A 25,990-nucleotide genomic window follows, 5' to 3' on the forward strand; every position below is an offset into this window, starting at 1 on the left:
CGATCTGACTGACCGGTCAGTCAGATCGCGAAGGCACCTTCGGGGCCGAGGGGTCCAGACGATGTCGACCGGCGCGACACGTCAGTAGGTCGGTGAGCCGACGTCACCGCACCATGCGGCCATCTACGCCGACGCGGTCATCGACATCTTGCTCGAGAGCGGATCGGACCAGATCACCATGAGCGCGGTCGCCCGCCGTCTGCGCCAGGTGCCGTCAGCGGTGAAGCAGGCCTCGGGTGGCCGCGACAGATTCATCGCGATGGTCGTCGGCCGCTTCGCAGTCGATGGATCCGGTGGGTGTCGCACCCCGACTTCAACGGCGTCGTGCGGGTGCGGCTGCCGTCCGGCGACGAGGAGATCCACGCCGTGCGGGTCTGGTCCGCCCTTCGGGAGCTCGCCGCAGGTGAAGCGCGCGCCGGCAACCGAGCTCGTGTGTGGCGGCGCCGCGGTGGAGGTGCCTCCGATGCCAGCCGACTGGGGCCCGCCTCGCGCTACCTGACCACCTTCGCCACCGGCGGCAGGTCACCCGACTCGCGCAGCGAGTCGAGCAGGTCGCCGGGAAGGATCCACACGGTGGCCAGCGGGAACGGACGGTCGCGGAGCATCACCGCGCCGGTGACGTACGCCGGTTCGCCGGTCGGGCAGGAGAAGACGATGTCGTCGCCCCACTCCCACTGTCGCTTGACGATGGTGGGGAGCATCCACCACATCACCCAGTTGCGCTCGGCGTTCATCGACGATCGCCGGCGCGGGCAGTTGTTGTCGTAGGCGATGTCGGCCTCGGGGTGCTCGGCGAGGATGGAGCGGAGCTCGCCGACCACCGGAGTGGCGCGGTCGAAGTGGTCGTGGAACCGGTCCGAGGACGTGTCGGCGACCGCCGACGCGGTCGTGCCCAGCACGAGCACGAGCGCCGTGACGCCCACCGCGCGAACCGTGTCCGTCAACCGTGCGCCGAGCCGAGGCGCGACTCGCCCCAGGGTGGCGAGCAGGGTCCACACCACCAGCGGCACGAGCGCGCACAAGGTCGCGATCAGCCAGAAGCGGTTCTCGTTGGTGAAGGAGGGGATCGGCCCGGGCTGCGGGAACTCGCCGTCGGGCAGCGCCCACCACCACGGGATCGCGCCGGGGATGTGTGCCGGCGTCGCGTACGCCCAGGTGGGTGCGTCGGGCGCGACGACGAGGATGGTGACCAGGGAGATGCCGGCGACGAGCACCCAGGACCAGCCGAGGATCGCCCGAGAGCGTACGGCCTGGATCGCCGCACAGACCCCGGCCAGCACGAGGACAGCGAAGACCGGGTCGATGTAGCGGCCGTAGATCCAGTAGTCGAAGCGGCGCCACTCCATGGTGAACAGCGCTCGCTCGTTGCCCCAGTTCAGGCAGCTGAGCACATACATCGACCCGGCGGCGATCAGCACGAACGCGGCCGGTCCCACCGCGCGGGAGCGAAGCTCCTTCCAGAGCGTCGCGGTCACGGCGACGACCCCGACGACCACGACACCGAAGCTGCCGACCATCTGCGTCCAGGCCTCACCCGCGAAGGTGTCGACCCAGAACCGCGGGTTGGCCGCGGCGACCTTCTCGAAGAAGCCCTCGGCCTGGAGGAACTTCCACGGCACCAGCTGTTCGTGGAACCAGAGCGCTGCCTTGTTGGCGAGGACGGCCAGCACACCGGTGGCGACGAGCCCGACGAGGAAGACGAGCGCGACCCGCCACCTGCGCGAGACGAGACTGTGGACGAGGAGGCAGACCAGCCACAACGCCACCGCGGCGACGAAGACCTGCATGCGGGCGTGGGAGAAGAGCGAGAGACCGGCGAGCAGACTGAGCAGGAGCGCGTTGCGGAAGGTGGGCTTCTCGCAGAGCCGGAACGCCACCAGGGTCGCCACGACGACGAGCAGCGTGACCAGCCGCTCGGAGAGGATGTAGTCGGCCTGGACGGCGCGCGGCGGAAGCGCCATCACGATCGCGCCGGCGACCACACCCTGCGCGGGCGTCACCCCGCTGAGCCGCACCGCGATCCGCGCCAGTGGCCAGATCGTCAGCATGCTGATCGCCAGCCCGACGACGAGCGCGAGCTTGTAGAACGTGAACACGTTGGACGTGACCAGCCACAACGGCGCCAGCAGCACGCCCCAGCCCGGGTAGTAGCCGGGTGTGTTCAGCTGTGGCGTCTCGAGCCCGAGGGCCGTCCGGCCATGGATGACGGTGCCGATCTCGTCATACATGAACGAGAGGCTCGAGCCCCACGCGATGTAGACGTTGACCGCGAGAGCGACCACGACGGAGACGACAGCGGCGATGCGCCAGAACCGGACCACGCGCGGAACATATACCGAACCTCCTAGGCTTTGCCGGGTGGACGCTCCGAATCTGCCCATCCATCAGCGACTCACCCAGGATCCGCACGACCGCACCGGCCATCTGCGCACCGACGACGACTGGGTCCAGAGGGCTTGGGCGGATCCGGCCACGAAGGTCCTCGTGGTCGCCGGCAACAGGGTCGAGCCCGCGGGCGAGACCGGAGTGAGATGGCGTACGCCGGCGGCCGCCCCGGCAGGGATCCGGCTGCTCCTCGGCGACAGCCCCGACGGTGCCCGGTTCGCGGTGCTCGCCAGCAGGGAGGAGTCGGGGGAGGGGTGGCTCGACCTGCGCGGGCTCTTCCCCGCGATGCTCGCCGACACCACCGAGGCGAGCCTCCTGATGCACGCGGTCGGGCTGGCCGAGTGGCACCGCGCGACCCGGTTCTGCTCGCGCTGCGGCGGCGGCCTCGAGCCGCGCTCGGCCGGTCACGAGCTGGTCTGCGCGGAAGGACACGTGACCTTCCCGCGCACCGACCCGGCGGTGATCATGCTGGTGACGACCGGCGAACCCGGCTCCGACGAGGAGCGTTGCCTGCTCGGCAACCACACCCGCTGGCCGATGCCCTACTTCTCCACCCTCGCCGGCTTCGTCGAGCCCGGGGAGGCGCTCGAGGACACGGTGCGCCGCGAGGTCGCCGAGGAGGTCGGCGTACGCATCGGGCAGGTCGACTTCTTCGGCAACCAGCCGTGGCCGCTGCCGGCCAGCCTGATGCTCGGCTACTTCGCCCGAGCCGAGTCGACCGAGATCACCGTCGACGCCGACGAGATCCGCGAGGCGCGCTGGTTCACCCGAGCCGATCTCGCCGCCGTGGCCGAGTCGGGCGAGGTCAAGCTGCCCAGCGGTGTCTCGATCAGCCGTTCGCTGGTCGAGGAGTGGTACGGCGGCGAGCTGCCCGGCTCCTGGTGACCTACGCCCCCAGCTCGGCGATCTTCGCCTTGACCTGGGCGAGCGACGGGTTGGTCTGCGCGGCGCCGTCGGAGTAGACGAGGGTCGGCACGGTCTGGTTGCCGCCGTTGGCCTTCTCGACGATCTCGGCAGCCTCGGGGACCTGCTCGATGTCGACCTCGTCGAAGGTGATGCCCTCGCGGCCGAGCTGTCCCTTGAGCCGCTGGCAGTAGCCGCACCAGGGGGTGGTGTACATCGTGAAGCTGCTCATGGACTCTCCTCGTCGAACGGTGCTGGTCAAACGGTGCTGATCGAACTGTGTTGATCAAACGGTGCTGATCAAACTGTCGGTGCGGGCCTCTAGTGTGTTGGCCGCACGCCCTAACGTTCCATGCCCAGGAGTCATTCCCCGTTGAACCCCGTTCGTCCCATGACCCCAGAGTCGCTCCTCGACGCCCTCGACCCTGAGCAGCGGCGGGTTGCGGAGGCATTACGCGGTCCGGTGCGGGTGCTGGCGGGTGCGGGCACAGGCAAGACCCGGGCGATCACCCACCGGATCGCCTACGGCGTGGCGACCGGCGTCTATGCGCCGCAGGAGGTGCTCGCGGTCACCTTCACCACCAGGGCCGCAGGGGAGATGCGGCAGCGGCTGCGTGCGATGGGCGCCGGGGCGGTCCAGGCGCGCACCTTCCACTCCGCCGCGCTACGCCAGCTGCGCTTCTTCTGGCCGAAGGTCTACGGCACCGAGCTGCCCACCCTGACCGAGTCGAAGATCCCGCTCATCCGCGCTGCCGCCCAGCGCCAGCGGATCAACGTCGACCAGGCCCAGGCGCGCGACCTCGCCTCGGAGATCGAGTGGTCGAAGGTCTCCAACGTCCATCCCGACGACTACCCGAAGACGGCGCAGGCGCGCGGCCGCGAGGTGGGTGGCCTCACCTCCGCGATGGTCGCCCACGTCTACGGGGCCTACGAGGACGTCAAGCGCACCCAGGGCCGTATGGACATGGAGGACGTGCTGCTGCTGACCGCTGGTCTCCTCGAGCACGACGAGCGGGTCGCGGCTCAGGTGCGACGGCAGTACAAGTGGTTCACCGTCGACGAGTTCCAAGACGTCTCGCCGTTGCAGTCGGCGCTGCTCGACCTGTGGCTGGGCGGGCGCGACGAGATCTGTGTGGTGGGCGACCCCGCCCAGACGATCTACACCTTCGCCGGTGCCGACGCGAGCTATCTGCGTGACTTCGCGAAGAAGCATCCCGGTGCCACCTCGGTCGAGCTGGTCCGCAACTACCGGTCCACGCCGCAGGTGGTCAGGTCGGCCAACAAGATCCTGGACGGTACGCCGAGCGCCGGCGTCCAGCTGCAGGCCCAGCGCGACGCCGGGCCTGCCGTCGAGCACGCCGAGCATCCCGACGAGGTCGCCGAGGCCGAAGGCACCGCCGCCGAGATCCTCCGCCTCCACCAGTCGGGCAAGGACTACTCCGAGATGGCGATCCTGTTCCGGATCAACGCCCAGTCGGAGGCCTACGAAGAGGCTCTCACCGCGCGCCGGATCCCCTACGTCCTCCGTGGCGCCGCCAGATTCTTCGACCGGCCCGAGGTCCGTGAGGCGGTGACCCGGATCCGGGGCGCTGCCAGGGGCGGCCACGGAGCCACGGTCGCCGACGAGCTGCTGGAGTCCGTCCACGGCATCCTGGCCGGCATGGGCTGGACCTCGGAGCCACCCGAGGGCCGCGGCCAGACCCGTGACCGTTGGGAGTCGTGGCAGGCGCTGATCGACCAGGCGCGTGCCTTCGCGGCGGCGGGCGGCGACCTGGCCGGGCTGGTCGCCGAGCTCGACCGGCGAGCGGCCGAGCAGCACGCCCCGGTGCCCTCGGGCGTGACCCTGGCGACCTTCCACGCCGCCAAGGGCCTGGAGTGGGACTCGGTGTTCCTGGTGGGGCTGCAGGACGGCACGATGCCTTTCATCTCGCGTGGCGAAGAGCCGACCCCTGCCGAGATCGAGGAGGAGCGGCGGCTGCTCTACGTCGGGCTCACCCGGGCGCGAGTGGATCTCAACCTGTCGTGGGCGCTGGCGCGTCAGCCCGGCCAGTCCGCGCGGCGACGGCCCTCCCGTTTCCTCGACCCGCTCCTGCCGGCGCGGTCCGCGCCGCCGAAGCGTCGCCCCGGATCGGGCAGGGCGCGGATGTGCAAGGCGTGCGGCGGCCCGCTCGGCTCGGCTGCCGAGAAGCGGATGGGCCGTCACGAGGGGTGTGACGCTCCGTACGACGAGGAGCTCTACGGCAGACTGAAACAGTGGCGCAAGGAGGCCGCTGAGGCGGTCCGTAAGCCTGTTTTCGTCGTCTTCACCGACGCCACCTTGGAGCAGATCGCCGAGCAGAAGCCCGGCACGCTCCAGGATCTGCAGCGCATCGCCGGCATCGGTCGCAGCAAGGTGGAGACCTATGGCGCGGAAGTTCTCAACGTCATCGCTGCCGACGCCTGAAAAGCGTTCACCAAAATTCCTTGAAATCAACCAGTTTAATCGTTTGCCGCGGACATGCCCGGCCGGTTACTGTTCTTTCATCAAGTAAAGCCGCGTGCCTGTTGAGCGCGCCCGACAGCCCCGAAGGAGGTGGCCCCAGATGAAGATCAACACGATGACGACGCCGATCAATGGCATCGCTGTGTCCGCGTGCGGCCGCCTCGAGCTGTCCACCCCGGCTGCTGGGGCCTTTACGGGCGCCGGTTACGGCATGCGCGCTGCGAAGGGACTCGTGTCCCCGCAGGCAGATGCCATCAAGGTCAAGTCCCACGGGATTCGAGCCTGGAGCTGTCCGACTACGTAGAACCACGTAGTCACAGCAGCCTCCAGGCCGCGGAACCCGAAACCCGGGATCCGCGGCCTTTCTGTTTCTCAAAAACCCGCGATCAGTCAGAAGAGGAGGTGTACATATGACCAGCATTCTCGAACCCGAGGTCACCCTCGGCGTTCTCCATGACCGGGCCAACCGGTTTGACGAGGACCTGCTTCCCTGCCGGGCCAACAACCCCGAGCTGTGGTTCGCCGAGTCACCTGCTGACGTCGAGTTCGCAAAAGCGTTGTGCCAGACCTGCCCCGTGCAGAGCCTGTGCCTCAACGGTGCAGTCGACCGGCGTGAGCCCTGGGGCGTTTGGGGCGGGCAGCTTTTCCTGCAGGGGAAGGTGATCCCCCGCAAGAGGCCCCGCGGCCGGCCCCGTAAGGACGCCGCCTGAGCAGGCGTTCCAGCAACACATCCAGCATCACAGAGCCGTTTCAACGACGAAGGGCAACCACCATGACCACGATTCTGATGACCACGGGCCCGGCCCGCTGACCGCCTAGAAAGACCACACCATGAACACTGATCGAGTACGGAGCACTCAGATGAACTTGCTTTACGAAGACCTGGCGCGCGCGCAAATGTCCGCGCGCCTGGGAGAGGCGCATGAACTGCGGCGAGGGCACGCCCTCGTCAAGGCTGCGCGTCTTGGCCGCAAGGCCGAGCGGGCCGCCGTCCAGGCGAAGCTGGCTCTGGCCCGCGCGCTCTAAGTCCCGCGTGATGGGACTCCAGACCTCACCCCTCTGATCGCGGGTGTGGAAGATGACCGGCCAGTCCGAGAGAACCTCGGGCTGGCCGGTCCTACGTTTCCGGTCTCAGGCGAGATCGGTCGCGATGATCTCCTCGATGTTGCGCTCCGCGAGCGCGGTGATGGTCACGAACGGATTGACGCTCGTGTTGCCCGGAATGAGGCCACCGTCGATGACGTAGAGGCCGTCATAGCCGTGCAGCCGGCCGTAGTTGTCGGTCGCCCTGTCGAGGACGGCCCCGCCCAGCGGGTGATAGGTCAGCTGGTCGTTCCAGATCTTGTAGCCGCCGAACAGGTCGGTCCGGTAGATCGTCCCTTCCGTGCTGTTGATCTTGTCGAAGATGGTCTTGGCCATCGTGATCGAGTCCTGCTTCCAGGCGGTCTGCCACGACAGGTCGACCGCATCGCTCGCCGAGTTGTAGGTGAAGGTCCCACGGTGCGGATTCTTGGTGATCGAGAGATACAGCGATGCGTACGTCTCGATGCCGGTCGGCAGCGGCGCGACCTCGGCGAAGGCGCCGCCGGCGTCCCAGTTGTCGATGCCCGAGCACGGGATCGTCGACTGTTCCGGGCCGGTCGGGTCCCACATGTGGTTGGCGCGACCGACCATGACGTTGCCGTTCTCGCCCCAGCCCTGCCCGACCTCGCTGTTGAGCCCGGGCAGCGCACCGGTGGCCTTCATCTTCACCAGCAGCTTGCTGGTGCCGACGCTGCCGGCCGCGAAGAACACCTTGCCCGCGGTGACTGTCTTGGTGGCCACGATGTCGCCGTCGGTGTTGATCTGCTCCAGCACGACCTGGTAGCCGCCGTCGGCGGCCGGGGTCACCGACGCGGCGCGGTGCAGGGCCGAGATCGCGACCTTTCCGGTGGCGGACGCCTCGGCCAGGTAGGTCTTCGGCAGCGTCTTCTTGCCGTGGTTGTTGCCGTAGAGGATCTCCTGGCCCAGTGCCGACTTGGGGACGCTGCCGGCGTCCTCGGCCTCCATGTAGTCCCAGTCGTAGACGTCCGGCACGAAGGTCCAGTCGAAGCCCGAGCGTTCGGCGTGCTTCCGGCCGACCCGCGAGTACTGGTAGTAGGCCGTGCGCTCGAACCAGTCCGGATCGATCTGGCCGACGCCGAGACCGGCGTTGGCGCGTGGGTAGTAGGTGGCGTACATCTCCTCGGCGTTCACCGATGGCAGCACGTCGCCGAAGTTCTCGCGTTTCGGTGTGACCGCCATGCCGCCGTTGACGAGCGAGCCGCCGCCGACGCCACGCCCCTGATAGACGCTGATCCCGGCGAAGTCCTCGGCGTCGAGGATGCCGGCGTGCTTCGGGACGTCCTTGTCGATCGGGAACCCCAGGAAGTTGCTGACCGGCTGCTTGGTCCGGGTGCGCATCCAGAAGGAGCGGTAGTCGGGACTGGTGACCTTCGGATGGATCTTGCCGTCGGGCCCGGGGGCGACGGTGGCCCAGTCCTGTCCCATCTCGACCATGTGGACGTCGACGCCGGCCTGGGCCAGCCGCAGAGCCGCGACCGAGCCGCCGTATCCCGTGCCGATGACCAGCACGGGCACCTTCGCGCCGTCGCCGATCGACGACGCCGAGGCGGCCATGGCCGCCGACGACGCCCAGGTCGGGCTGGTCCCGAATGCTCCTCCCAGCATCCCGGCTCCAGCCAGTGATCCCGCGCCGAGCATGAATCCTCGGCGTGACAGGCCACGTGACCTGTCCTCTCGTGGTGTGTTGCTCAAGATGACCTCCCTTTTCATCCACTGATTGCTAGAACATGTTCTAGTATGCCGGTGGGGGTGTCACAGGTTTCGCAACATCTACGCAAACCCGCACCACAAACCGACCAGGGAGGTCGCATGGTCAGCCTATGCGTTTGGGGCACCGGCAACATCGGCCGGCTCGCCATCCGTGCAGTCGACGCACATCCACGGCTCGAGCTGACGAGCGTGCTCGTCCACGACCCTGAGAAGGTCGGGCGCGATGCGGGCGACCTCGGCGACCTCGGCCGCGATCTCGGTGTCGCCGCCACCGACGACATCGACTCGGTGATCGCGACGCGACCGGAGGCCATCGTGTACGCCGCTTCGGGCGACATCCGGCCCGACGAGGCGGTCGCCGACATCGTGAGAGCGCTCGGCGCCGGGGCTGTGGTGGTCACGCCGGCCCTCTACGCGCTCTACGACCAGCGCAACGCTCCGCCGGAGATGCGCGGGCCGGTGCTGGCCGCGATCACCGAGGGCGGCGGGTCCCTCTTCGTCTCCGGCGTCGATCCCGGCTGGGCGAACGACGTGCTGCCACTGCTGGTCAGCGGCCTGGGCAGCAGCGTGGACGTCGTCCGGTGCCAGGAGATCTTCGACTACTCGACCTACGACCAGCCCGACTCGGTCCGCTACCTCGTCGGGATGGGCCAGCCGATGGACTACGACGCCCCGATGCTCGCCGAGACCGTGCCGACCATGGTGTGGGGCGGCCAGGTGCGGCTGCTGGCTCGTGCGCTCGAGGTCGAGCTCGACGAGATCCGCGAGAGCGTCGAGCGGCTGCCGCTGGAGGAGACCGTGACCACCGCGTCGATGGGCGACTTCGATGCGGGTACGCAGGGTGCGGTGCGCTTCGAGGTCCAGGGGATCGTCGCCGGGGAGCCGCTCATCGTCATCGAGCACGTCACCCGCATCCATCCCTCCTGCGCCGCGCACTGGCCGACGCCGCCCGACGGTGACGGTGCGCACCGGGTGATCATCGAGGGCGACCCGCGGATCGAGGTGACCGTCGAGGCGACCGATCGGGCCGGCAACCGTGCCGCGGGAGGCAACGCCACCGCGGTCGGGCGCCTCGTGGGTGCGGTCGAATGGCTCATCGACGCCCCGCCGGGGCTCTACGACGCGCTGGACGTACCGCTGCTTCCCGCGACGGGCAGGCTCGGCGCCGCCCGGGCGGCCGAGACGAGCAAGACGACCGAGACGACCGAGACGACCGAAGGAACGATGCCATGATGATCAACGTCCCCGAAGGACGAGACCCGATCGCTCACGTCTGGGGAGAGATGGTGCCGGGGATCGGACCCGCCGCCGCGGGGCTCTCGCTCGCGGTCTACGAGCACTCGACGCTCGGGCTCCGTGAGTTCGAGGCCGCCCGGCTGCGGATCGCGCAGATCAACGGCTGTGTGTTCTGCCTCGACTGGCGCACCGAACGTGACGGTCAGAAGGTGGAGGAGTCCTTCGTCGACGCGGTGGCCGAGTGGCGTACGACGGATTCCTTCGACGACCGCACCCGGCTGGCCGCAGAGTTCGCCGAGCTCTACGCGCTCGACCACCACAGCATCGACCAGGACGTGTGGGACCGCATGGCTGCCGAGTACACCGAGGCCGAGATCGTCGAGCTGAGCATGTGCCTCGGGTCCTGGCTCGCGTTCGGCCGTCTCAACCGCGTGCTCGGTCTCGACAGCGCCTGCGTGCTCACGCCGGTCAAGAGTTGACCGGGGATGCGGATTTTCGGTGTTTCGACGTGGTGAGCGCGCAGTAGCGACCTATCGTTGACACATGAAGACCTGCGATTTCTGCGGATGCTACGAGGCCGATCCTCAGCGCCTCCTGGCGTGGACCACGGCGGTCGAGCGCGGGCGCGCGAAGTCGTTCTGCGAGGCCTGCTCGCGGCGCTACGTACGCTCGATGGAAGCCAAGCTCGACTCCGACTGGTGGGCCTGACCCGCTCCGCGGTCACATCCGCTCAGGCGCCTCGATCCCGAGGAGCCCGAGCCCTGCTGACATCACCTGCCTGGTCGCCTCGCACAGGGCCAGCCGGGTCTGCCTGACCTCGCCCTCGGACCTCAGCACCGGACAGGTCTCGTAGAACGCCGTCAGCGCGGTCGCCAGCCCGTAGAGGTAGGCGGTGAGGTGATGCGGCTCCAACGTGTCGGCCACCTTGGCGACCACCGGCGCGAAGCCGGTCAGTGCCAGCGCGAGCCGCTGCTCGGCCGGGTGGTGCAGGGTGCCGACGGCGTACGTCTTCCCGATGATCTGTCCGGTGGTCTGCCCGCCCTTGGCCAGCACGTTGCAGACGCGGGCGTGGGCATACTGCAGATAGGGGCCGGTCTCGCCGGTCGTCGCCGACATCCGGCCCAGGTCGAAGACGTAGTCGCGGGCGAGATGGTTGGAGAGGTCGGCGTACTTCACCGCGGCGTTGGCGACTGCGCGTACGACCTCGGGGTTGTCGTAGCGCTCGGCGACGGCCGCCTCGGCGTCGTCGAGGAGCGTGGTGAGAGTGACGGTCTCGCCCGATCGGGTCTTGAAAGGGCGACCGTCGGGGCCGAGCACGGTGCCGAAGCCGATGTGCTGCACCTCGACCGATCCGGGCAGCCAGCCGACGGCCCGGGCGACGGCGAAGACCATCTCGAAGTGCTGGCTCTGCCGATGGTCGACGACATAGACGGCACGGTCGACCGCCAGGTCGTCGACACGGTGGCGGATCGTGGCGAGGTCGGTCGCCGCGTAGCCGAAGCCGCCGTCGGCCTTCCGTACGATCAGCGGCAGCGGCGCCCCGTCGCGGCCGGTGAACCCGTCGGCGTATGCCACCTGGGCTCCGTCGGACTCGGTCAGCGCCCCCAGTGTCTGAAGGTCGGCGACGATGCCCGGAAGCCTGTCGTTGTAGCGGCTCTCACCGTCGAAGTCGTCGTCGGTGAGGAGCACACCGAGCCGGCTGTAGGTGGCGTCGAACTCGGTCATCGAGGCGTCGACGAGTGCCTGCCACAGCGCCAGAGTGGTCGGGTCGCCGGACTGCAGCTCGACCACCCGGCGCCGGGCAGCGTCGGCGAATCCCGGGTCGTCGTCGAACCGAGCCTTGGCGCGCTGGTAGAGCGCGAGCAGCTCGGACATGTCCAGAGCGCCGACAGCGTCGGGGTCGCGGATGTCCTCGCCGAGCAGCTCCTCGACCAGCATCCCGAACTGCGTGCCCCAGTCGCCGAGGTGGTTCTGCCGCACGACCTCGTGGCCGGCGTAGGTGAGCACGCGGGCCAGCGCGTCGCCGATCACCGTGGAGCGCAGATGGCCGACGTGCATCTGCTTGGCGACGTTGGGGGAGGAGTAGTCGACGACCACGCGCTGCGGTGTCTCGGGCGCGGGCACGCTCAGGTGCCGGTCGGCCAACAGCTCTCGGACAGCATCGGCGAGGTGCTCGGGAGACCAGGTGACGTTGAGGAATCCGGCACCGGCCAGCTCGACGCTGCCCAGGCCGCCGATGTCGAGCGCCTCGAGGAGCCGGGCGCCGATCTCGCGGGGCGCCAGGCCGAGCGGCCCGGCCAACCGCAGCGGGAGGTTGGACTGGAGGTGGCCGAACTCGGGCCGGGTGGCCGGCCGCAGCTCGGTGTCGATCTGGGCGTAGGCGTCACCGAAACAGGCGACGACGGCGCTCCGCAGGTGGGCGGACAGGGCGAGAGTGTGCTCGTGCACGGAGTGGTCCTAGGAGGGTGAAGAGGGTAGCCGGCGCGAAGGCGGGGTCAGAGACCCGTGCCTCGTCGTCGCAGCGCGCTCTTCGTGACCATGTTCGCAAGAGTGCAGTACGCCTCAGGCGGAGGTCAAGCCGGTCGGCCGGTGCCGGCGCTCCCCGACGCGACGAGGTCCCAGGTGCAGCCGCAGTAGGGATGGCGCAGCCACATCCTGGTGTCCGGCTCCTCGTCGCGGGTGAGGGTGACCGTGGTCGACCAGGTGGCGGGAGTGCGGCCGGCGAGATAGGTGCGCGCGTCGCGTACGGCCCAGGAGAGGGAGAGGGCCTGGAGCAACGGGTCCGGCGGCACCTCGACGCCGGTGAGCTGGCGCACGATCACGGCGCGGCGCTCGTCGTCCTCGGCGAGGGTCGCGTCGACGCACCGCAGGCACGCGGTCACCCCGGGCACGATCAGGGGGCCGACCGACCAGGCGTCGGGGCCGCCCTCGACCACGAGGTGTGCCTGCCCCTCGCGCATCATCTCGTCGGCGCGCTCGCGGTCGAGCGGCCCCTCGGAGAGGAGCACGACGATCTCGGGAGCGGGGGAGACGGGGCCTGCCAACGCCTGCGCTGTCGCGACCAGCGCCGGCGGTCCGTCGAAGGTCATCCGCGGCGGCGGCTCGGAGTGGTCGGCTGCCACCAGGAGGCCGGCGGCGGCGAGCTGCTGCATCGCGTGCCGGCCGGGCAGATGGTCGGGCTCGACGGCCCGTCCGGCGGCGAGGTCGGTCAACAGGCGGCGTACCTCCACGCCGTCCTGCACGATCGCCCGCCGCGGCGGGTCGATGCCGATCTGAAGTCGGTTCTCATCACGTCGTACGGCCACATAACCCGGCCGAATCCGGTAGCGCGTATCCATGGCGGGAGTCTCACACCCTACGAATCTTCCCGCACCGACAATCCACAGCCCCTGTGGATAACTCGCCGAGAAGTCACTTCTGCAGGTCGAGACGGCACCGGGGTGACGCTTCGGCCTGCAGAAGTGACTTCTCGACCTGCAGGGGTGACGCTTCGGCCGGCGGGGGTGAGGGGTTCAGGACGGGAGGAAAACGCGAAGCGGCGCCGCCGGTCCATGCCGGGGCGCCGCCGCGTTGGCTCAGGATGAGCTAGCGCTCAGGCCTTGCCGAGGATGCGGTTGAGATTGGTGCTGCAGACGGGGCAGACGGCCTTGGCCATCTTGGTGCCCTTGTCGTTCACCCGGATCTCACCGGTTGCCTCGCGCTTCTCCTTGCACTTCACGCAGTAGAACTCGCCGCTCCAGGTCTCCGCCATGACGGCCTCCTTGCCTTTATTTAACTGGTCGTCGCGACGGGGTTGTCAGGGAAGCCCGTCGGAAGCTCGCCCAAGCGAGCCGTCTCGACCCTACGACACGCGGCGCTCCCGGCGGCAACACGGGCTATCCGGCGTGTGTCGGCGTGTTGGCGTCATGCCGGGGGAAACGGGGCTTTCGATGAAGCATCGAAGCGGTGCGCGAAGGCCGCCGAGGCGTTGCGAAAACTGGAGGGACCCCCGGTGCCTGGATCGTCCTTCGCCTTCCCCTTGCGAAGGCCGTCCGGCGGCGCCGGGGGTCCCACTGACAACGAACCTAAAGACGTTGAGAGGGTCAGTCAACGTCCCACTCCGCGTTGCTTGTGGACAAGGTGTGGACAACCCGGTTTTGTTTGGGGACAGCCGGTGGAAGACATGGCTGATCCTGTGAGTAACCATGACGGAGGGCCCGAGGATGACCGGTTGAATCCAGGTTGTGACCTGGGAAAAGCGATCTTCGTCGGCTGTGGATGAAAAAATAGTTGGAAGAAGATGTGAGAGAGGCCGGTTTTGATAGACGTACGAATGGACGAGGCGCGCCGTGAGCGGTCCTGACGAGGCCCCGACCCCGGTCGCCGCCCTGCGCCGGATCGCGTTCCTGCTCGAGCGCGCCCGCGCGGACACCTACAAGGTGAAGGCCTTCCGCGCGGCCGCGGCCGCGATCCTTCCCCTCTCCACCGATGACGTACGCCGCCGGGCGGACGACGGCACCCTGACCGAGCTGAGCGGGGTCGGTGCGAGCACGGCCAAGGTCATCACCGAGGCTGCCCGCGGCGAGGTGCCTCGACGCCTGCAGGAGACCGAGGCCGAGCATGGCCGCTCGCTGACCGCCGGGGGCGCGGGGGAGCGGCTCAGAAGCAGCCTGAGGGGCGATCTGCACAGTCACTCGGACTGGTCCGACGGTGGCTCGCCGATCGAGGAGATGGCCTTCACCGCGATCGAGCTCGGTCACGACTACCTGGTGCTCACCGACCACAGCCCGCGACTGACCGTCGCCAACGGGCTCAGCGCCGCTCGGCTGGAGCGTCAGCTCGGCGTCGTCGACGCCGTCAACGAGCACCTGGCCGGCCACGGCTTCACGCTGCTGAAGGGCATCGAGGTCGACATCCTCGACGACGGCAGCCTGGACCAGAGCGACGAGATGCTCGCCAAGCTCGAGCTGCGCGTCGCCAGCGTCCACTCCAAGCTCAAGATGGACAAGGACAAGATGACGACCCGGATGGTCAACGCCGTCTCCGCGACGAGGATGAACGTGCTCGGCCACTGCACCGGCCGCCTGGTCACCGGCAACCGTGGCACCCGCCCGGGCAGCCAGTTCGACGCACGCAAGGTCTTCGAGGCCTGCGCCGAGCACGACGTCGCCGTGGAGATCAACTCCAGGCCGGAGCGACGCGACCCGCCGACCAAGCTCCTCGAGCTCGCTCGCGACGTCGGCTGCCTGTTCTCCATCGACTCCGACGCGCACGCCCCGGGGCAGCTCGACTTCCTCGTCCTGGGCTGCGAACGGGCCGAGGCCGCAGGGATCGAAGAGGAACGGATCGTCAACACCTGGCCCCGTGAACGCCTGCTGGCCTGGGCGAACAGGTAGTTTCTTGAGGTATGGACCGGCCAGAGATCGAGGTGCGGCGCAGCAAGCGCCGCCGGCGTACGGTCTCTGCCTACCGTGACGGCGAGCGCATCATCGTCATGATCCCGGCTGCGATGTCGCAGCGCGAGGAGGCCGAATGGGTCGAGCAGATGGTGGCCCGCCTCGAGAAGGCCGAGCGCCGACGCAAGCCGTCGGACGACGAGCTGGTGCGGCGGGCCAAGACGCTCAGCAACCTCTACTTCGGCGGGCTGGCCAAGCCCGACTCCGTACGCTGGGTCGACAACCAGCAGAACCGCTGGGGCTCCTGCACACCGGGTGACCGCTCGATCCGGCTCAGCGCACGCCTCCAGGGCATGCCCACCTGGGTCGTCGACTACGTGCTGGTCCACGAGCTCGCCCACCTCTTCGAGGCCAAGCACAACGACGCCTTCTGGGCGTGGGTCGAGCGCTACCCGCAGGCCGAGCGCGCCAAGGGATATCTGGCCGGCTGGTCCGCCGGCGCCAGGCTCCCGGCCCCACCGGGGGAGAACGACGACGAGGACCAGGACCAGGTCGACTGACCCGGCGCCGAACGCTAGAGCGCGCCCTGCGCGAGCTTGATGAGCTCGAGAAGGTTGTCTTCGGGATCAGGAATGGCGTCGACCGGCCACCAGCGCACGTCCAACGACTCCTCGCTGACCGCGGGCACGGCGTCGGCCGGAGCCACCGCCACGAAACGTACGTCGAGGTGGTGGACGTCGCCCGAGGGAGCGCAGAACGGCACCGGATGCTCGGAGAGCTGGACGACCCCGGGCAGCGGCTCCAGGCCGGGCACGCCCGACTCCTCGTGCAGCTCGCGGGCGGCGGCCGCCCACAACGTCTCGTCGCCGGTCTCGAGATGACCGCCGAACTGGAACCAGCGCCGCGCCTTGCGGTGATGGGTCAGCAGCACCGAGGCGCCGTCGTCGGAGATCACCAGGCACGACGCGGTGAGGTGGTCGGGCACGCAGGCCTTGAAGACCCCGTCGGGGTTGGCCTCCAGATGGGAGACGTAACGCCGGCGTAGGTCGTCCTGCTCGACAGACGGCGCCTGCCACGCTCGCAGGTTCGCGAGCGCGTCAGCGTGCAGGCTCACTCCGTGTCCGTGCCGTCTGCGTCGTCGCTGCCGTCAGAGCCCTTCGAGTCGTCCGGTCCCGAGCCGCCGAGCAGCTTCTTCAGCTCCTCGTCGAAGTCGATCGAGTCGACGTCGGGGGCCTCGGCGCCCTCGCGGAAGCCCAGCGGGTCGTCGAGGTCGGCCGAGGTGGGCAGCAGCGCGGGCGACATCCACACGCCGTCGCGAGCCTCGATGCCCTGACGGTTGCGCAGCGAGCCCCACAGCGCAGCCGCATCACGCAGCCGTCGTGGCCGCAGCTCGAGACCGACCAGGGTCGCGAAGGTCTGCTCGGCCGGACCGCCGGCAGCCCGCCGGCGGCGTACGGTCTCCTGCAGCTGGGTCGCGACCGGCATCTTGTCGGCGGTGGCGAGGGCGACGACCTCGTCGACCCAGCCCTCGACGAGCGCGAGCACGATCTCGAGCCGCTCGAGCGCTGCCTTCTGGGCGGGCGACTCGGGCACCTCGAACATGCCCTCCTCGAACATGTTCTGCAGCTGGGTCGGGTCTTGCATGGCGGAGAGGTCGAGGCCGCGCATCTGCTCCTCGATACGCTGCTGCATCGCCTCCATGTTGAGCTCGACGCCGCGCGCGTAGTCGGTGACGGCGGCGACCACGTGGTCGCGCAGCCACGGCACCCCGGCGAAGAGCCGCTGGTGGGCGGCCTCACGCAGGGCGAGGAAGAGCAGCACGTCGTCGGTGCTGACGCCGAGACCCTCGGCGAACGGCTCGACGTTGACCGGCAGCAGTGCGGCATTGCCCGGCTCGGCGAGCGGGATGCCGATGTCGGAGACGGAGATGACCTCGCCGGCGAGATGGCCCAGACCGGTGCCGGCCTGGTTGGCGTACAACGCCCCCATCGCCTTGCCGACGAACCCGATCATCGGACCCATCTGGGCCTTCATGTCCTCGGGGAGCTGTCCGCTCATCGCCGACGCGGTCGAGGCGGCGACCGGCTCGATCAGCGGCTTCCATGCATCGAGTGTGTTGACCAGCCACTCCGCCTTCGACCATGCGGTCGCCGACTTCACGCCGCTGGGGAAGGAGGTGGTCTCCTCCAGCCAGTGGTCGGCGAGCTGGATGGCGTCGGCGACAGCGTCCTTCTGCTTCTGGGAGGGGGTCGGGTCGGGCGTGGACGCGGCCACCTTGCGGGCAAGGTCCATCGCGACGTCCCAGTTGAGCGGGCCGTCGTAAGGCTGCAGCAGCGACTGGATCTGGCCGAAGATCTGGCTCAGGTCGGGCATGCCGCCGGGGCCGCCACCTACGCCACCGATGGGGAAACCACCGAAGAATGCTTCGAAAGGCGTGCCCTTGAAGGGGTTCTCCGGCTCCTCCGGCTCGTCGGGGCCACCTGGGGTCTGACTCATATGTCCAGCCTACGCGGTGAGGGAAGAGTGCTGTACGCAAGCATTAGGCTTGCTCCATGCACCCCGCCGTCAAGCTTGTCGACATCCGCGAGACACCCCTCGAGGTCACCGAGGTGATGGACGCTCTCGAAGACGACGCCTCGGGCGGCCTGACCCTCTTCGTCGGCCGGGTCCGCGACCACGACGGTGGCAAGGGCGTCATCGGGCTCGACTATCAGGCCCACCCGTCCGCGCTCGCGCGGCTGGAGGAGGTCGCCGAGAAGGTGGCCGCCGGCCACGACGTCGCCGGCGTCGCTGCCGTCCACCGCACCGGACACCTCGCCATCGGTGAGATCGCGGTCATCGTGGCCACCGCCTCCGGCCATCGCGGCGAGGCCTTCACCGCTTCCCGAGTCCTCATCGACACCCTCAAGGCCGAGGTGCCGATCTGGAAGCACCAGATCTTCTCCGACGGCACCGACGAATGGGTCGGCGCGCCCTGATGCGCGCCTTGGGCTGACCAAATAGGCTGCGTACGTGGACATCCTGCTCTGGCTCGTGCCGTCGGCGGTCATCACCGTCCTGTCGATGGCATGGGTCGCGTTCCTCGGCCGCGAGGGCCGCGAGCAGGACCGGGAAGAAGTCGTACGCCGCCTCGGCATCGCCCTGGAGAAGCCCAAGACGCGCGAGCGCTCGCGGCGCTACGCCGCCCCTCAGCCGCCGCCCGACAGGTCGACCGGGATCGCGGTGCGCGTCAACCGCGACGCCTCTTAGTGCGGGCCCTCAGAGGCCAGTTGGACGCGAATGAGAAGGTGACGCTATGACGCAGCGCACCCTGGCCGGTCTCATCGCCCTGCCGCTCGTCGTCGCCCTCATCGTGATCGCCTGGGTGGTTCCACTGCCTTACACGATCTACAGCCCCGGGCCGACGGTGAATGTCCTGGGCAAGTTCCAGAACAAGGACATCGTGCAGGTCAAGGACCACAAGGCCTACCGCAACGGCGAGAAGGCTCAGCTGCGGATGACCACGGTCTCCGAGACCACCCGTGAGGCGCGCCTGGGCCTGTGGACCCTGCTGGGCGCCTGGATGAGCGAGACCGAGGCGGTCTACCCGCGCGAGGTCGCCTACCCCGACCAGGGCACGGTCAAGGAGGACCGCGAGGCCGGGCAGGTGCAGATGGCCAGCGCCCAGGACGCCGCGATCGCCGCCGCGCTGACCGAGCTCGGTGAGGACGTCGACGAGGTCTCGGTCGCCGAGGTCACCAAGAATGCGCCCGCGACCGGCAAGCTCGCCGCCGGTGACGTGGTCACCAAGGTCGGCACGAAGGCGGTCGACACGCCGCAGGCGGTGGTCAACGAGGTGCAGAAGGTCAAGCCGGGCACCACGCTCGAGATGACGATCCGGCGCAAGGGCAAGAGCCTCACCCAGAGCGTCAAGACCGGTGAGAAGGAAGGCAAGGCCTTCATCGGAGTCTCGCTGGGCGCGACCTACACGTTCCCCTACGACATCAAGATCACCCTCGATCCAGCCATCGGCGGGCCGAGCGCCGGGTTGATGATGGCGCTCTCCGTCTACGACACGCTGACCAAGGGGCCGCTGACCGACAACAAGTCGATCGCCGGCACCGGCACGATCGACGGCTCGGGCAACGTCGGCCCGATCGGCGGCATCCAGCAGAAGATCCCCGGCGCCGCCAACGACGGTGCCAAGCTGTTCCTGGTGCCGGCCGGCAACTGCCAAGACATCCAGGGCGCAGCCCACGGTGACATGCGCCTGACCCGCGTGAAGACTCTCGAGGACGCCATCAAGTCGATCGAGACCTGGACCAAGGACCCAAATGCCAAGCTGCCGACCTGTGGGAGCACGAAGTGAACGACACCCCTGAGCCCATGCCTGAGCCCATGCCTGAGCTCAGCCGCGGACTCGACCTGGAGACCGACCCCGCGCTGGCGGCGGCCGTCCTCGAGATCGAGTCGCACGTCGCGAGCGAGGGCTGGGACGGTCCGGCGCGGCTCTTCGCGCTCGTCGACACCGCCGCGCTGGTCAAGGCCGAGCCCGCGCTGGCGGCGATGATGGGCCTCGACAGCCCCGACCAGGACGGGTCGCTGACGCCGATCGAGCAGGACCAGGTGCCGGTGACGACCCAGCTGGAGGAGGTGCTCCAGACGACCGCCTGGCCCGCTGAGGTCGCCGGCTGTGCCGCCGTCGTCGAGCGTCTCGTGCTTCCCCCTGACGCCGACGGGAAGATCCCCGAGGACGCCGCGGAGGCGGTGGAGTTCGCCAAGGCCCACCCCGACCGGCAGGAGGTGCGCATCGTGGCCGGCGCGACGCGTGCCGGCGCGACGTACTGTGCGTTGCGGTTGAAGGCCCACGACGACGACCAGTCGGTCATCGGTGGCGTCGACCTGGTCCCCGAGCTGCTCGAGCTGCTGCGTGTCACTCTTGAGGACAGCGAGGGTGACGAATGAGCTTGTTCGACGACGACGACCCGGCGCAGGCGCCGGCGCGTACGCAGAGCACCGGCCGTAACCGCTGGCTGGCGATCGCGGCCGTCTCGGTCATCGTGCTCTTCTTCGGCATCAGCGCCTTCGCGGCGATCTACACCGACGCGCTCTGGTACGACGCGATCGACTTCAGCAGCGTCTTCGGCACCGTCTTCTGGACCCGCACGGCGCTCTTCGTCGTCTTCGGCGTGCTGATGGCGATCATGATCGGTCTGCCGGCGGCGCTCGCCTACCGCACCCGTCCTTACTTCCACCCGGCCGACGACATCGGCGGCCTCGATCGCTACCGCGACGCGATCGCCCCGATCCGTACGTGGCTGCTGATCGGCATCGCGGGGGTGTCGGGGCTCTTCGCCGGGTTCTCCGGCTCGGGCCAGTGGCGCACCTATCTGATGTGGCGGCACGGCCGCGACTTCGACAAGTCCGACCCGTTCTTCGGCAAGGACATCGGCTTCTACGTCTTCGACCTGCCGTGGTGGCACTACCTGGTCAACTTCGCGCTGACCGGGCTGATCCTCGGTGCCTTCGGCGCGATCATCGTGCACTACGTCTACGGCGGGATCCGGCTCACCGCGCCCCGTGACCGGTTCACCCGGTCGGCGCAGATCCAGCTCAGCGCGATGTTCGGGCTGGTGCTGCTCGTCAAGGGTCTCGACTACTGGGTCGACCGCTACGACCTGGTCAACGGCTCGGGGCCGCGACTCGACGGGATGACCTACACCGACGAGCACGCGGTGCTCCCGGCCAACCAGATCCTGCTGGCGATCGCGGTGATCTGCGGTGTGCTGTTCGTGGTCAACCTGTGGCGGCGCAGCTGGCAGCTGCCCTCGGTCGCGATCTCGCTGTTCGCGATCTCGGTGCTGCTGATCGGGATGATCTGGCCCGCGATCGTGCAAGGCTTCCAGGTGCGGCCGAGCGAGCAGGACAAGGAGAAGCCCTACCTGGCCGCCAACATCAAGGCCACCCAGGATGCCTACGACATCTCGAAGGACAACCTCGAGGTGACCGAGTACAAGTCGAACGCCGAGGCCGACGGTGCCTCGCCCGACCAGCTCAACGAGACCGCCTCCTCGCTGCCGATCGTCGACCCCGCCGTGGTGCACCGCGAGTTCGAGCAGGTGCAGCAGGGCCGCTCCTACTACTCCGTGCACGAGCCGCTCGACATCTCGACCTACGACGTCGGCGGCAAGGAACGCGCGGTCGTGCTCGGCGTACGCGAGCTCAACCAGGCCGGCATCTCCGACTCCGACCGCACCTGGACCAACCTGCACACGGTCTACACCCACTCCAACGGCGTCATCGGTGCCTACGCCAACATGCGCGGCGCCGACGACAAGTCCGAGTCGAGCCAGATGCAGTGGGCCGAGGGCGACCGCACCGGCCAGCACGACCTGACCGGGAGCCAGAGCAAGTTCCAGGACAAGGTCTACTTCGGCGAGGATTCCCCGGAATACTCGATCGTCGGCAAGGGTGCCAAGAAGGGCGCCGTCGAGCTCGACTACAACTCCGAGGACGGCGAGACCCGCACGACGTACGAGGGTGCCGGTGGTGTGCCGATCGGGTCCAACTTCCGCCAGCTGATGTATGCCATCCAGTTCGGCTCCACCAACTTCCTGCTCTCCTCGCGGGTCAACGAGAACTCCGAGATCCTCTACGACCGCTCACCGAAGGAGCGCGTGCAGAAGGTCGCGCCCTGGCTGACGCTCGACGACGACGTCTACCCGGTCGTCGTGGGCGGTCGGATCCAGTGGGTGGTCGACGGTTACACCACCACCGACCGCTACCCGCAGGCGGCGACCGACTCGTTCGCCTCGATGACCGACGACGCCACTCAGTCCTCGGCGGGTCCGCAGACGCTGCCGACCGACGAGATCAACTACATGCGCAACGCGGTGAAGGCCACCGTGGACGCCTACGACGGCACGGTCACGCTCTACGAGTGGGACGAGGAAGACCCGATGCTGAAGACGTGGGAGGCGGCCTTCCCCGGCACCGTGATGCCGAAGTCGTCGATCCCGAAGGAGCTCACCGAGCACCTGCGCTACCCGGAGGATCTCTACAAGGTGCAGCGCTACCAGCTCGCGCGCTACCACGTCTCCGACCCCGACGTCTTCTTCTCCGGCAACGAGCGCTGGGCGGTGCCCGAGGACCCGAACGACGACAACCACCAGCAGGCCCCCTACCGGATGTTCCTCGACGACGGCACCGGCACCGCCCGCTGGTCGTTGACGTCGGCGTTCGTGCCCTACAACCGGCCCAACCTGGCGTCGATGATGTCGGTCGACTCCGACGCCACCTCCGACAACTACGGCAAGATCCGGATCACCACCGGATTCCCCGAAGACACCCAGGGTCCGGGCATGGTCTCCAACGAGTTCCGTACGGACAAGGCGATCGCCGACGAGGTCGCCTCGTTCAACCGCTCGGGCTCCGCCCCGGTCTGGGGACAGGTCGTGACCTATCCGACGGCGAAGAACGGCATCCTGTACGTCGAGCCGATCTACGCCCGCCGGGCCACCGCCTCCACGTCGGGCTATGCCCAGCTCGCCTTCGTGCTGGTCTCCTACGACGGCCGCGTCGGCTACGGCTCGACCTTGAGCGAGGCGCTGACGGTCGCGCTCACCGGCGCTTCCCCGGCCCCGTCGACCTCCGACCCGGACGAGGACCCGGCCGAGACCAAGCCGCCCTCCGGTGGCGACTCCCCGGGCGAGGCCGGCCAGCTCCTCGAGGACGCCCGCGCCCTCTTCGCCCAGGCCGACAAGGCCGGCAAGGCCGGCGACTACGCCGAACGCGAGGACCTTCTCGGCCAGGCGCAGGACAAGGTCGACCAGGCCGCCGAGCTGATCTCCGGGGGCTGAGGACACCCCCGATTTGGGTTCGGTTCACCCCGCGTGTAATGTTCTTCTTGCGACGCGGGGTGGAGCAGCTCGGTAGCTCGCTGGGCTCATAACCCAGAGGTCACAGGTTCAAATCCTGTCCCCGCTACTCCAAAGAAGAAGCCCGGACCATCAGGTCCGGGCTTCTTCGATTTCCGGGTCTGGACTGGGGCTTCGCATGATGCTGCGCACGGATTGCGGCGTTGGGAAGCCTCTTCGACTCTCAGAATCGTCAGCGCGGGGGAGTGGGCCAGTCCCGCGTGAGAAGATCGATGACGGCTTGGAGGCAGTTGGCGATGCCATCACATTCTGGGACTGACCCGTCAGGAGGACACACCGACGGCCCGTTCGTCGCTCCACCTGCCCTGTCCAAGTCGGTCTTGCGGGTCTTCGCGCTCATTGCACTCGCGGTCGCTTGCCTCGGCCTCGGCCTCTGGGTCCTGTGGATCTCAGGTTCGGTTGCTGCCCGGGCCGCGGCAGTGCTGATGGCCGCTGTCGTCCTGATTCCGACCGCCGCTCTTGCGCTGAGCATGGCACGCCGGCGTTCCGGCCTGCTCGTGCTTGACGAGCACCCCGGCGAGGTTGTGTTGCGCGGTTCTCGCTTTTTCGCGTCGGCGCTGGTGATCGCGCTCGTAGGCATCGTCTTCTACCCGATCTCGCTTGGTGTGGCGGTCCTCCGCGATGGTGTCGAGGAAGGCTCCATGACGATGTTCGCGCTGTCGTTCCTCGTCGCGGTGGCGTGTCTCCCGGTGCTCGTGATGGTGCTGCTGGGCAAGTACAGACTCAACCGGCTTGTGCTGACGCACGATCTGGTCACCTACCACGGCTACCGCCGCACGACGTCGGCTCCGTGGGAGTCGCTGGACAGCGTGGCGATCACCCCCGAGCCGAAGGTCGTGCTGCTCATCTCAGGGCCCTCGACTGAGATACAGGTTCCGCTCGGGCTCATGGCGAGTGGCCCGGTTCCGCTTGCAGAGTACGTCGATGATCTGCTCCATCACCCCAACCGGCGTCCTACCGAAACGCAGAACCCGTCGTCCGAGACGTAGCCACAAGAAAGTCTCCGGGTCGCTCGGATGAGGAGGGTTCAGGGCCAGATCCGTTGCCTAGACGCGGCGGGACGGACTGGCTAGAAACGAGATCTGATCTGGCCGAACAGGTGAGATGTAAGGGCCGACAAGGTGTGCGTCTGTGCAGGGGTCAGGCGGCGTACAGACTGCTCACACCCCAGAGGTCACAGGTTCAAATCCTGTCCCTGATACTCCAAGACGAAGGCCCGGACCATACGGTCCGGGCCTGGCCGGAAGCGCCTCCACCCTGCTCTCCGCCGGCCTCCTGATCGTTCTCGCCGTGGTCCTGCACCACGTGTCCGGCTCGCCGCCCGCGGAATCAGACGTTGACGGCGACCGTCTCGTCAGGGTGGTCCTGCGCGTAGCGCGGTCCAGCCTGCCCCTGACGAAGCCGGCCGCGGAGCACCACGAGCCACCAGACCACGGCGAGGCCGAGTATGCCTGCGAGCACGAATCCGTTACCGGCGAAGGCAGGGAGGAACAGAAGCGCCGCCTCGACGACGCCGAACACGATCAGGCTCATGACGAGCACCGGGGTTCGAGCTCGGCCGAGATCGAACGTCCCCCGCTCGGGCTCCGGGATCCGGCCCCGTTTGGCGGCGATGAGCAGACCGACCGTCTGGAGAAGGTACGTCGTGAAGAAAGCGAGTGTCGCGATGCCGAGGAAGTAGTTGAACGCCTGCTCGTTGACCAGTGCGGACAGGAGCATCAGAACAGACACGGCCCCGAGGGACAGCACTGCGGTCGCCGGCGTCTTACGAGCAGGGGACACGCGTCGGAGCGCTCGGGAGAACGGCATCATGTTGTCGCGCGAGAGGGAGTACAGCAGCCGCGTACCGACGAGGACGTTCGCCAGCAGACAGACCAGAATGTTGGTAAGAGCGATGGCGACGACGATCCGTGAGGCGACCGGGCCGACCTGTTGGGTGATGATCTCCTCGATGGGAGCTGCGGAGTCGGTGAGTGTGGACGCATCCTTGATCGCGAGAACGTAGACGAGATACATCAAGAACTCGATCACGCACGACGTCGCGAACGCATAGAACATCGTTCGCGGGATCACCCGGCGGGCGCCCTTGGTCTCTTCGGCGACGTCGGCCACCGCCTCGACGCCGACGAGGCCGAAGAACGGACCGAGGGAGGCAGCCAGCCACGCGAGCAGATAAGGCCCATCTCCGGCCGATGTGCCGTCGAAGAGCGAGCTGAGCGGCTGTGAGTTTCCCGGGACCACGAACGCGACGACGGCAACGACAAGGGTGACCCCCACGGTGACGACCAGCTCCAGGGCGACGCCGATGTTGTTGATGAACGTAGCCAGCCGAACGCGGTAGGCATTGATGAGTACGCAGGTGGTCACGACGAAGATCGCGATGAGGATCTGCTTCGGCTGGGTGAGCTGCCAACCCAGGACGCTGCCCAGATATCCGGCGAAGATGTAGCCGAGGCTGGTCATCCCGCTCACCCAGCCGACGAGCGCCGCAGAGCCGGTGAACCACCCGTAGCTCGATCCATTGAGCCGGCTCGTCCATTGGTAGGCGTAGCCCGCCAGCGGGATCTTGGCAGCCAGGTCAGCTGCGATCAGCGTCCAGAGGAGAAACACCGGGATCGCCAGGAAAAGCGTCCAGATGAAGGGCGAGCCCGCGTTGAGGTAGCCAGCGCCGAAGCCGGTGAACACGGCGGTGGTGGCGCTGATCGTCGAGAATCCGATCGCGAAGGACGCGATCTTGCCGACGGAACGATCGAGCTTCTGGTCGTACCCGAACTCGGCCAGACGTGCGTCTTCGTCTTCACCCACCACACGTGGTGGCGGGGCCAGGCGAGATGGTTCTTGGTCGCTCATGACACGATCTCCCTTGCTGACTATCTCGG

26 protein-coding genes and 1 tRNA gene are annotated in these 25,990 nt (G+C 68.2%); 17 read left to right on the forward strand and 10 right to left on the reverse strand.

Annotation, left to right across the window (positions count from 1 at the left end; genetic code table 11):
* Positions 1-123: 123 nt before the first annotated feature.
* On the reverse strand, positions 124-255 hold the full coding sequence (locus FB381_RS24440) for a hypothetical protein (protein WP_281285036.1): 132 nt from the start codon (positions 253-255) through the stop codon (positions 124-126).
* Between the two features lie 236 nt (positions 256-491).
* A complete protein-coding gene (locus tag FB381_RS06065; protein ID WP_141779458.1) occupies positions 492-2,321 on the reverse strand; it encodes an NACHT domain-containing protein in 1,830 nt (609 codons plus the stop codon).
* Between the two features lie 37 nt (positions 2,322-2,358).
* Here FB381_RS06065 and nudC point away from each other — a divergent pair, with 37 nt between their 5' ends.
* Complete coding sequence (gene nudC / locus FB381_RS06070; protein WP_211352333.1) at positions 2,359-3,270, forward strand: NAD(+) diphosphatase; 912 nt, start codon at positions 2,359-2,361, stop codon at positions 3,268-3,270.
* A 1-nt stretch (position 3,271) separates the two neighbouring features.
* Here nudC and FB381_RS06075 read toward each other — a convergent pair whose 3' ends face one another.
* Positions 3,272-3,520 (reverse strand): mycoredoxin, encoded by a 249-nt coding sequence (locus FB381_RS06075; RefSeq protein ID WP_141779460.1) that lies wholly within the window; start codon positions 3,518-3,520, stop codon positions 3,272-3,274.
* A gap of 159 nt (positions 3,521-3,679) precedes the next feature.
* On the opposite strand from FB381_RS06075, the gene FB381_RS06080 reads away from it, so the two are divergent.
* The 4 genes from FB381_RS06080 to FB381_RS06095 all read left to right on the forward strand — a co-directional run bounded on the left by FB381_RS06080 (position 3,680) and on the right by FB381_RS06095 (position 6,796).
* Positions 3,680-5,731 (forward strand): ATP-dependent DNA helicase UvrD2, encoded by a 2,052-nt coding sequence (locus FB381_RS06080; protein WP_246087982.1) that lies wholly within the window; start codon positions 3,680-3,682, stop codon positions 5,729-5,731.
* A gap of 139 nt (positions 5,732-5,870) precedes the next feature.
* Positions 5,871-6,074 (forward strand): hypothetical protein, encoded by a 204-nt coding sequence (locus tag FB381_RS06085; protein WP_141779462.1) that lies wholly within the window; start codon positions 5,871-5,873, stop codon positions 6,072-6,074.
* A gap of 106 nt (positions 6,075-6,180) precedes the next feature.
* The gene (locus FB381_RS06090; protein ID WP_141779463.1) at positions 6,181-6,480 is read left to right on the forward strand and encodes a WhiB family transcriptional regulator; all 300 of its coding nucleotides are present in this window, start codon (positions 6,181-6,183) and stop codon (positions 6,478-6,480) included.
* 151 nt (positions 6,481-6,631) lie between these two features.
* On the forward strand, positions 6,632-6,796 hold the full coding sequence (locus FB381_RS06095) for a hypothetical protein (protein WP_246087983.1): 165 nt from the start codon (positions 6,632-6,634) through the stop codon (positions 6,794-6,796).
* 105 nt (positions 6,797-6,901) lie between these two features.
* Here FB381_RS06095 and FB381_RS06100 read toward each other — a convergent pair whose 3' ends face one another.
* Positions 6,902-8,512: a GMC oxidoreductase gene (locus tag FB381_RS06100; RefSeq protein WP_246087984.1), complete on the reverse strand. Its 1,611-nt coding sequence runs from the start codon at positions 8,510-8,512 to the stop codon at positions 6,902-6,904.
* Between the two features lie 171 nt (positions 8,513-8,683).
* Between FB381_RS06100 and FB381_RS06105 the strand changes: the two genes are divergently transcribed.
* The 3 genes from FB381_RS06105 (at position 8,684) to FB381_RS23830 (ending at position 10,528) form a co-directional block, all read left to right on the forward strand.
* Positions 8,684-9,817: an NAD(P)H-dependent amine dehydrogenase family protein gene (locus tag FB381_RS06105; protein WP_141779466.1), complete on the forward strand. Its 1,134-nt coding sequence runs from the start codon at positions 8,684-8,686 to the stop codon at positions 9,815-9,817.
* Entirely contained in the window at positions 9,814-10,299 is a 486-nt protein-coding gene (locus tag FB381_RS06110) for a carboxymuconolactone decarboxylase family protein (protein ID WP_141779467.1), read from the forward strand. Before FB381_RS06105 ends, FB381_RS06110 begins: the two co-directional genes overlap by 4 nt.
* A gap of 64 nt (positions 10,300-10,363) precedes the next feature.
* Positions 10,364-10,528: a hypothetical protein gene (locus tag FB381_RS23830; RefSeq protein ID WP_170225071.1), complete on the forward strand. Its 165-nt coding sequence runs from the start codon at positions 10,364-10,366 to the stop codon at positions 10,526-10,528.
* Between the two features lie 12 nt (positions 10,529-10,540).
* Here the strand turns inward: FB381_RS23830 and argS are convergent, their stop codons facing one another.
* The 3 genes from argS to FB381_RS23835 all read right to left on the reverse strand — a co-directional run bounded on the left by argS (position 10,541) and on the right by FB381_RS23835 (position 13,571).
* A complete protein-coding gene (argS, locus tag FB381_RS06115) occupies positions 10,541-12,235 on the reverse strand; it encodes an arginine--tRNA ligase (protein ID WP_246088301.1) in 1,695 nt (564 codons plus the stop codon).
* Positions 12,236-12,393: 158 nt separating this feature from the next.
* Positions 12,394-13,158 carry a hypothetical protein gene (locus FB381_RS06120; protein WP_141779469.1) on the reverse strand — a complete coding sequence of 255 codons (765 nt, stop codon included), beginning with the start codon at positions 13,156-13,158 and terminating at the stop codon, positions 12,394-12,396.
* 254 nt (positions 13,159-13,412) lie between these two features.
* Positions 13,413-13,571, reverse strand: coding sequence for a DUF5679 domain-containing protein (locus tag FB381_RS23835; RefSeq protein ID WP_091051197.1), 159 nt, complete (start codon positions 13,569-13,571; stop codon positions 13,413-13,415).
* Positions 13,572-14,148: 577 nt separating this feature from the next.
* On the opposite strand from FB381_RS23835, the gene FB381_RS06125 reads away from it, so the two are divergent.
* A complete protein-coding gene (locus FB381_RS06125) occupies positions 14,149-15,195 on the forward strand; it encodes a PHP domain-containing protein (protein WP_141779470.1) in 1,047 nt (348 codons plus the stop codon).
* A gap of 11 nt (positions 15,196-15,206) precedes the next feature.
* Positions 15,207-15,755 carry a M48 metallopeptidase family protein gene (locus tag FB381_RS06130; RefSeq protein ID WP_141779471.1) on the forward strand — a complete coding sequence of 183 codons (549 nt, stop codon included), beginning with the start codon at positions 15,207-15,209 and terminating at the stop codon, positions 15,753-15,755.
* A gap of 14 nt (positions 15,756-15,769) precedes the next feature.
* On the opposite strand, the gene FB381_RS06135 is transcribed toward FB381_RS06130, so the two are convergent.
* Together FB381_RS06135 and FB381_RS06140 are read right to left on the reverse strand one after the other, a co-directional pair.
* Positions 15,770-16,309: an NUDIX hydrolase gene (locus FB381_RS06135; protein ID WP_141779472.1), complete on the reverse strand. Its 540-nt coding sequence runs from the start codon at positions 16,307-16,309 to the stop codon at positions 15,770-15,772.
* Positions 16,306-17,691, reverse strand: a complete 1,386-nt coding sequence (locus FB381_RS06140) for a zinc-dependent metalloprotease (protein WP_141779473.1) — start codon at positions 17,689-17,691, stop codon at positions 16,306-16,308. Before FB381_RS06140 ends, FB381_RS06135 begins: the two co-directional genes overlap by 4 nt.
* Positions 17,692-17,747: 56 nt before the next feature.
* Here FB381_RS06140 and FB381_RS06145 point away from each other — a divergent pair, with 56 nt between their 5' ends.
* The 7 genes from FB381_RS06145 to FB381_RS06175 all read left to right on the forward strand — a co-directional run bounded on the left by FB381_RS06145 (position 17,748) and on the right by FB381_RS06175 (position 24,100).
* The gene (locus FB381_RS06145) at positions 17,748-18,173 is read left to right on the forward strand and encodes a molybdenum cofactor biosynthesis protein MoaE (protein WP_141779474.1); all 426 of its coding nucleotides are present in this window, start codon (positions 17,748-17,750) and stop codon (positions 18,171-18,173) included.
* 34 nt (positions 18,174-18,207) lie between these two features.
* On the forward strand, positions 18,208-18,444 hold the full coding sequence (locus FB381_RS06150) for a hypothetical protein (RefSeq protein ID WP_141779475.1): 237 nt from the start codon (positions 18,208-18,210) through the stop codon (positions 18,442-18,444).
* A 46-nt stretch (positions 18,445-18,490) separates the two neighbouring features.
* Positions 18,491-19,543 (forward strand): YlbL family protein, encoded by a 1,053-nt coding sequence (locus FB381_RS06155; RefSeq protein ID WP_141779476.1) that lies wholly within the window; start codon positions 18,491-18,493, stop codon positions 19,541-19,543.
* 29 nt (positions 19,544-19,572) lie between these two features.
* Positions 19,573-20,139: a PPA1309 family protein gene (locus FB381_RS06160; protein ID WP_170225072.1), complete on the forward strand. Its 567-nt coding sequence runs from the start codon at positions 19,573-19,575 to the stop codon at positions 20,137-20,139.
* Positions 20,136-23,033: a UPF0182 family membrane protein gene (locus FB381_RS06165; protein WP_141779478.1), complete on the forward strand. Its 2,898-nt coding sequence runs from the start codon at positions 20,136-20,138 to the stop codon at positions 23,031-23,033. The genes FB381_RS06160 and FB381_RS06165 overlap by 4 nt, the downstream gene beginning before the upstream one ends.
* Before the next feature lie 53 nt (positions 23,034-23,086).
* A tRNA-Met gene (locus tag FB381_RS06170) sits at positions 23,087-23,160 on the forward strand.
* A gap of 271 nt (positions 23,161-23,431) precedes the next feature.
* Complete coding sequence (locus tag FB381_RS06175) at positions 23,432-24,100, forward strand: hypothetical protein (protein ID WP_141779479.1); 669 nt, start codon at positions 23,432-23,434, stop codon at positions 24,098-24,100.
* A 340-nt stretch (positions 24,101-24,440) separates the two neighbouring features.
* Here FB381_RS06175 and FB381_RS06180 read toward each other — a convergent pair whose 3' ends face one another.
* Positions 24,441-25,961 (reverse strand): APC family permease, encoded by a 1,521-nt coding sequence (locus FB381_RS06180; protein ID WP_141779480.1) that lies wholly within the window; start codon positions 25,959-25,961, stop codon positions 24,441-24,443.
* Positions 25,962-25,990 lie beyond the last annotated feature (29 nt).

Origin of the sequence: Nocardioides albertanoniae, from assembly GCF_006716315.1 — a bacterium.
Taxonomy (GTDB): domain Bacteria; phylum Actinomycetota; class Actinomycetes; order Propionibacteriales; family Nocardioidaceae; genus Nocardioides; species Nocardioides albertanoniae.

What these genes read in the sequence shown, in the direction of transcription:
- FB381_RS06100 (WP_246087984.1), bottom strand. Translation starts at nt 8,512, where the DNA reads ATGCTCGGCGCGGGATCACTGGCTGGAGCCGGGATGCTGGGAGGAGCA.
- FB381_RS24440 (WP_281285036.1), bottom strand. Translation starts at nt 255, where the DNA reads ATGAATCTGTCGCGGCCACCCGAGGCCTGCTTCACCGCTGACGGCACC.
- FB381_RS23835 (WP_091051197.1), bottom strand. Translation starts at nt 13,571, where the DNA reads ATGGCGGAGACCTGGAGCGGCGAGTTCTACTGCGTGAAGTGCAAGGAG.
- FB381_RS06145 (WP_141779474.1), top strand. Translation starts at nt 17,748, where the DNA reads ATGCACCCCGCCGTCAAGCTTGTCGACATCCGCGAGACACCCCTCGAG.
- FB381_RS06180 (WP_141779480.1), bottom strand. Translation starts at nt 25,961, where the DNA reads ATGAGCGACCAAGAACCATCTCGCCTGGCCCCGCCACCACGTGTGGTG.
- FB381_RS06160 (WP_170225072.1), top strand. Translation starts at nt 19,573, where the DNA reads ATGCCTGAGCTCAGCCGCGGACTCGACCTGGAGACCGACCCCGCGCTG.
- FB381_RS06155 (WP_141779476.1), top strand. Translation starts at nt 18,491, where the DNA reads ATGACGCAGCGCACCCTGGCCGGTCTCATCGCCCTGCCGCTCGTCGTC.
- FB381_RS06165 (WP_141779478.1), top strand. Translation starts at nt 20,136, where the DNA reads ATGAGCTTGTTCGACGACGACGACCCGGCGCAGGCGCCGGCGCGTACG.
- FB381_RS06110 (WP_141779467.1), top strand. Translation starts at nt 9,814, where the DNA reads ATGATGATCAACGTCCCCGAAGGACGAGACCCGATCGCTCACGTCTGG.
- FB381_RS06120 (WP_141779469.1), bottom strand. Translation starts at nt 13,158, where the DNA reads ATGGATACGCGCTACCGGATTCGGCCGGGTTATGTGGCCGTACGACGT.
- FB381_RS06090 (WP_141779463.1), top strand. Translation starts at nt 6,181, where the DNA reads ATGACCAGCATTCTCGAACCCGAGGTCACCCTCGGCGTTCTCCATGAC.
- FB381_RS06095 (WP_246087983.1), top strand. Translation starts at nt 6,632, where the DNA reads ATGAACTTGCTTTACGAAGACCTGGCGCGCGCGCAAATGTCCGCGCGC.
- FB381_RS06140 (WP_141779473.1), bottom strand. Translation starts at nt 17,691, where the DNA reads ATGAGTCAGACCCCAGGTGGCCCCGACGAGCCGGAGGAGCCGGAGAAC.
- FB381_RS06075 (WP_141779460.1), bottom strand. Translation starts at nt 3,520, where the DNA reads ATGAGCAGCTTCACGATGTACACCACCCCCTGGTGCGGCTACTGCCAG.
- FB381_RS06085 (WP_141779462.1), top strand. Translation starts at nt 5,871, where the DNA reads ATGAAGATCAACACGATGACGACGCCGATCAATGGCATCGCTGTGTCC.
- FB381_RS23830 (WP_170225071.1), top strand. Translation starts at nt 10,364, where the DNA reads ATGAAGACCTGCGATTTCTGCGGATGCTACGAGGCCGATCCTCAGCGC.
- FB381_RS06105 (WP_141779466.1), top strand. Translation starts at nt 8,684, where the DNA reads ATGGTCAGCCTATGCGTTTGGGGCACCGGCAACATCGGCCGGCTCGCC.
- FB381_RS06130 (WP_141779471.1), top strand. Translation starts at nt 15,207, where the DNA reads ATGGACCGGCCAGAGATCGAGGTGCGGCGCAGCAAGCGCCGCCGGCGT.
- FB381_RS06080 (WP_246087982.1), top strand. Translation starts at nt 3,680, where the DNA reads ATGACCCCAGAGTCGCTCCTCGACGCCCTCGACCCTGAGCAGCGGCGG.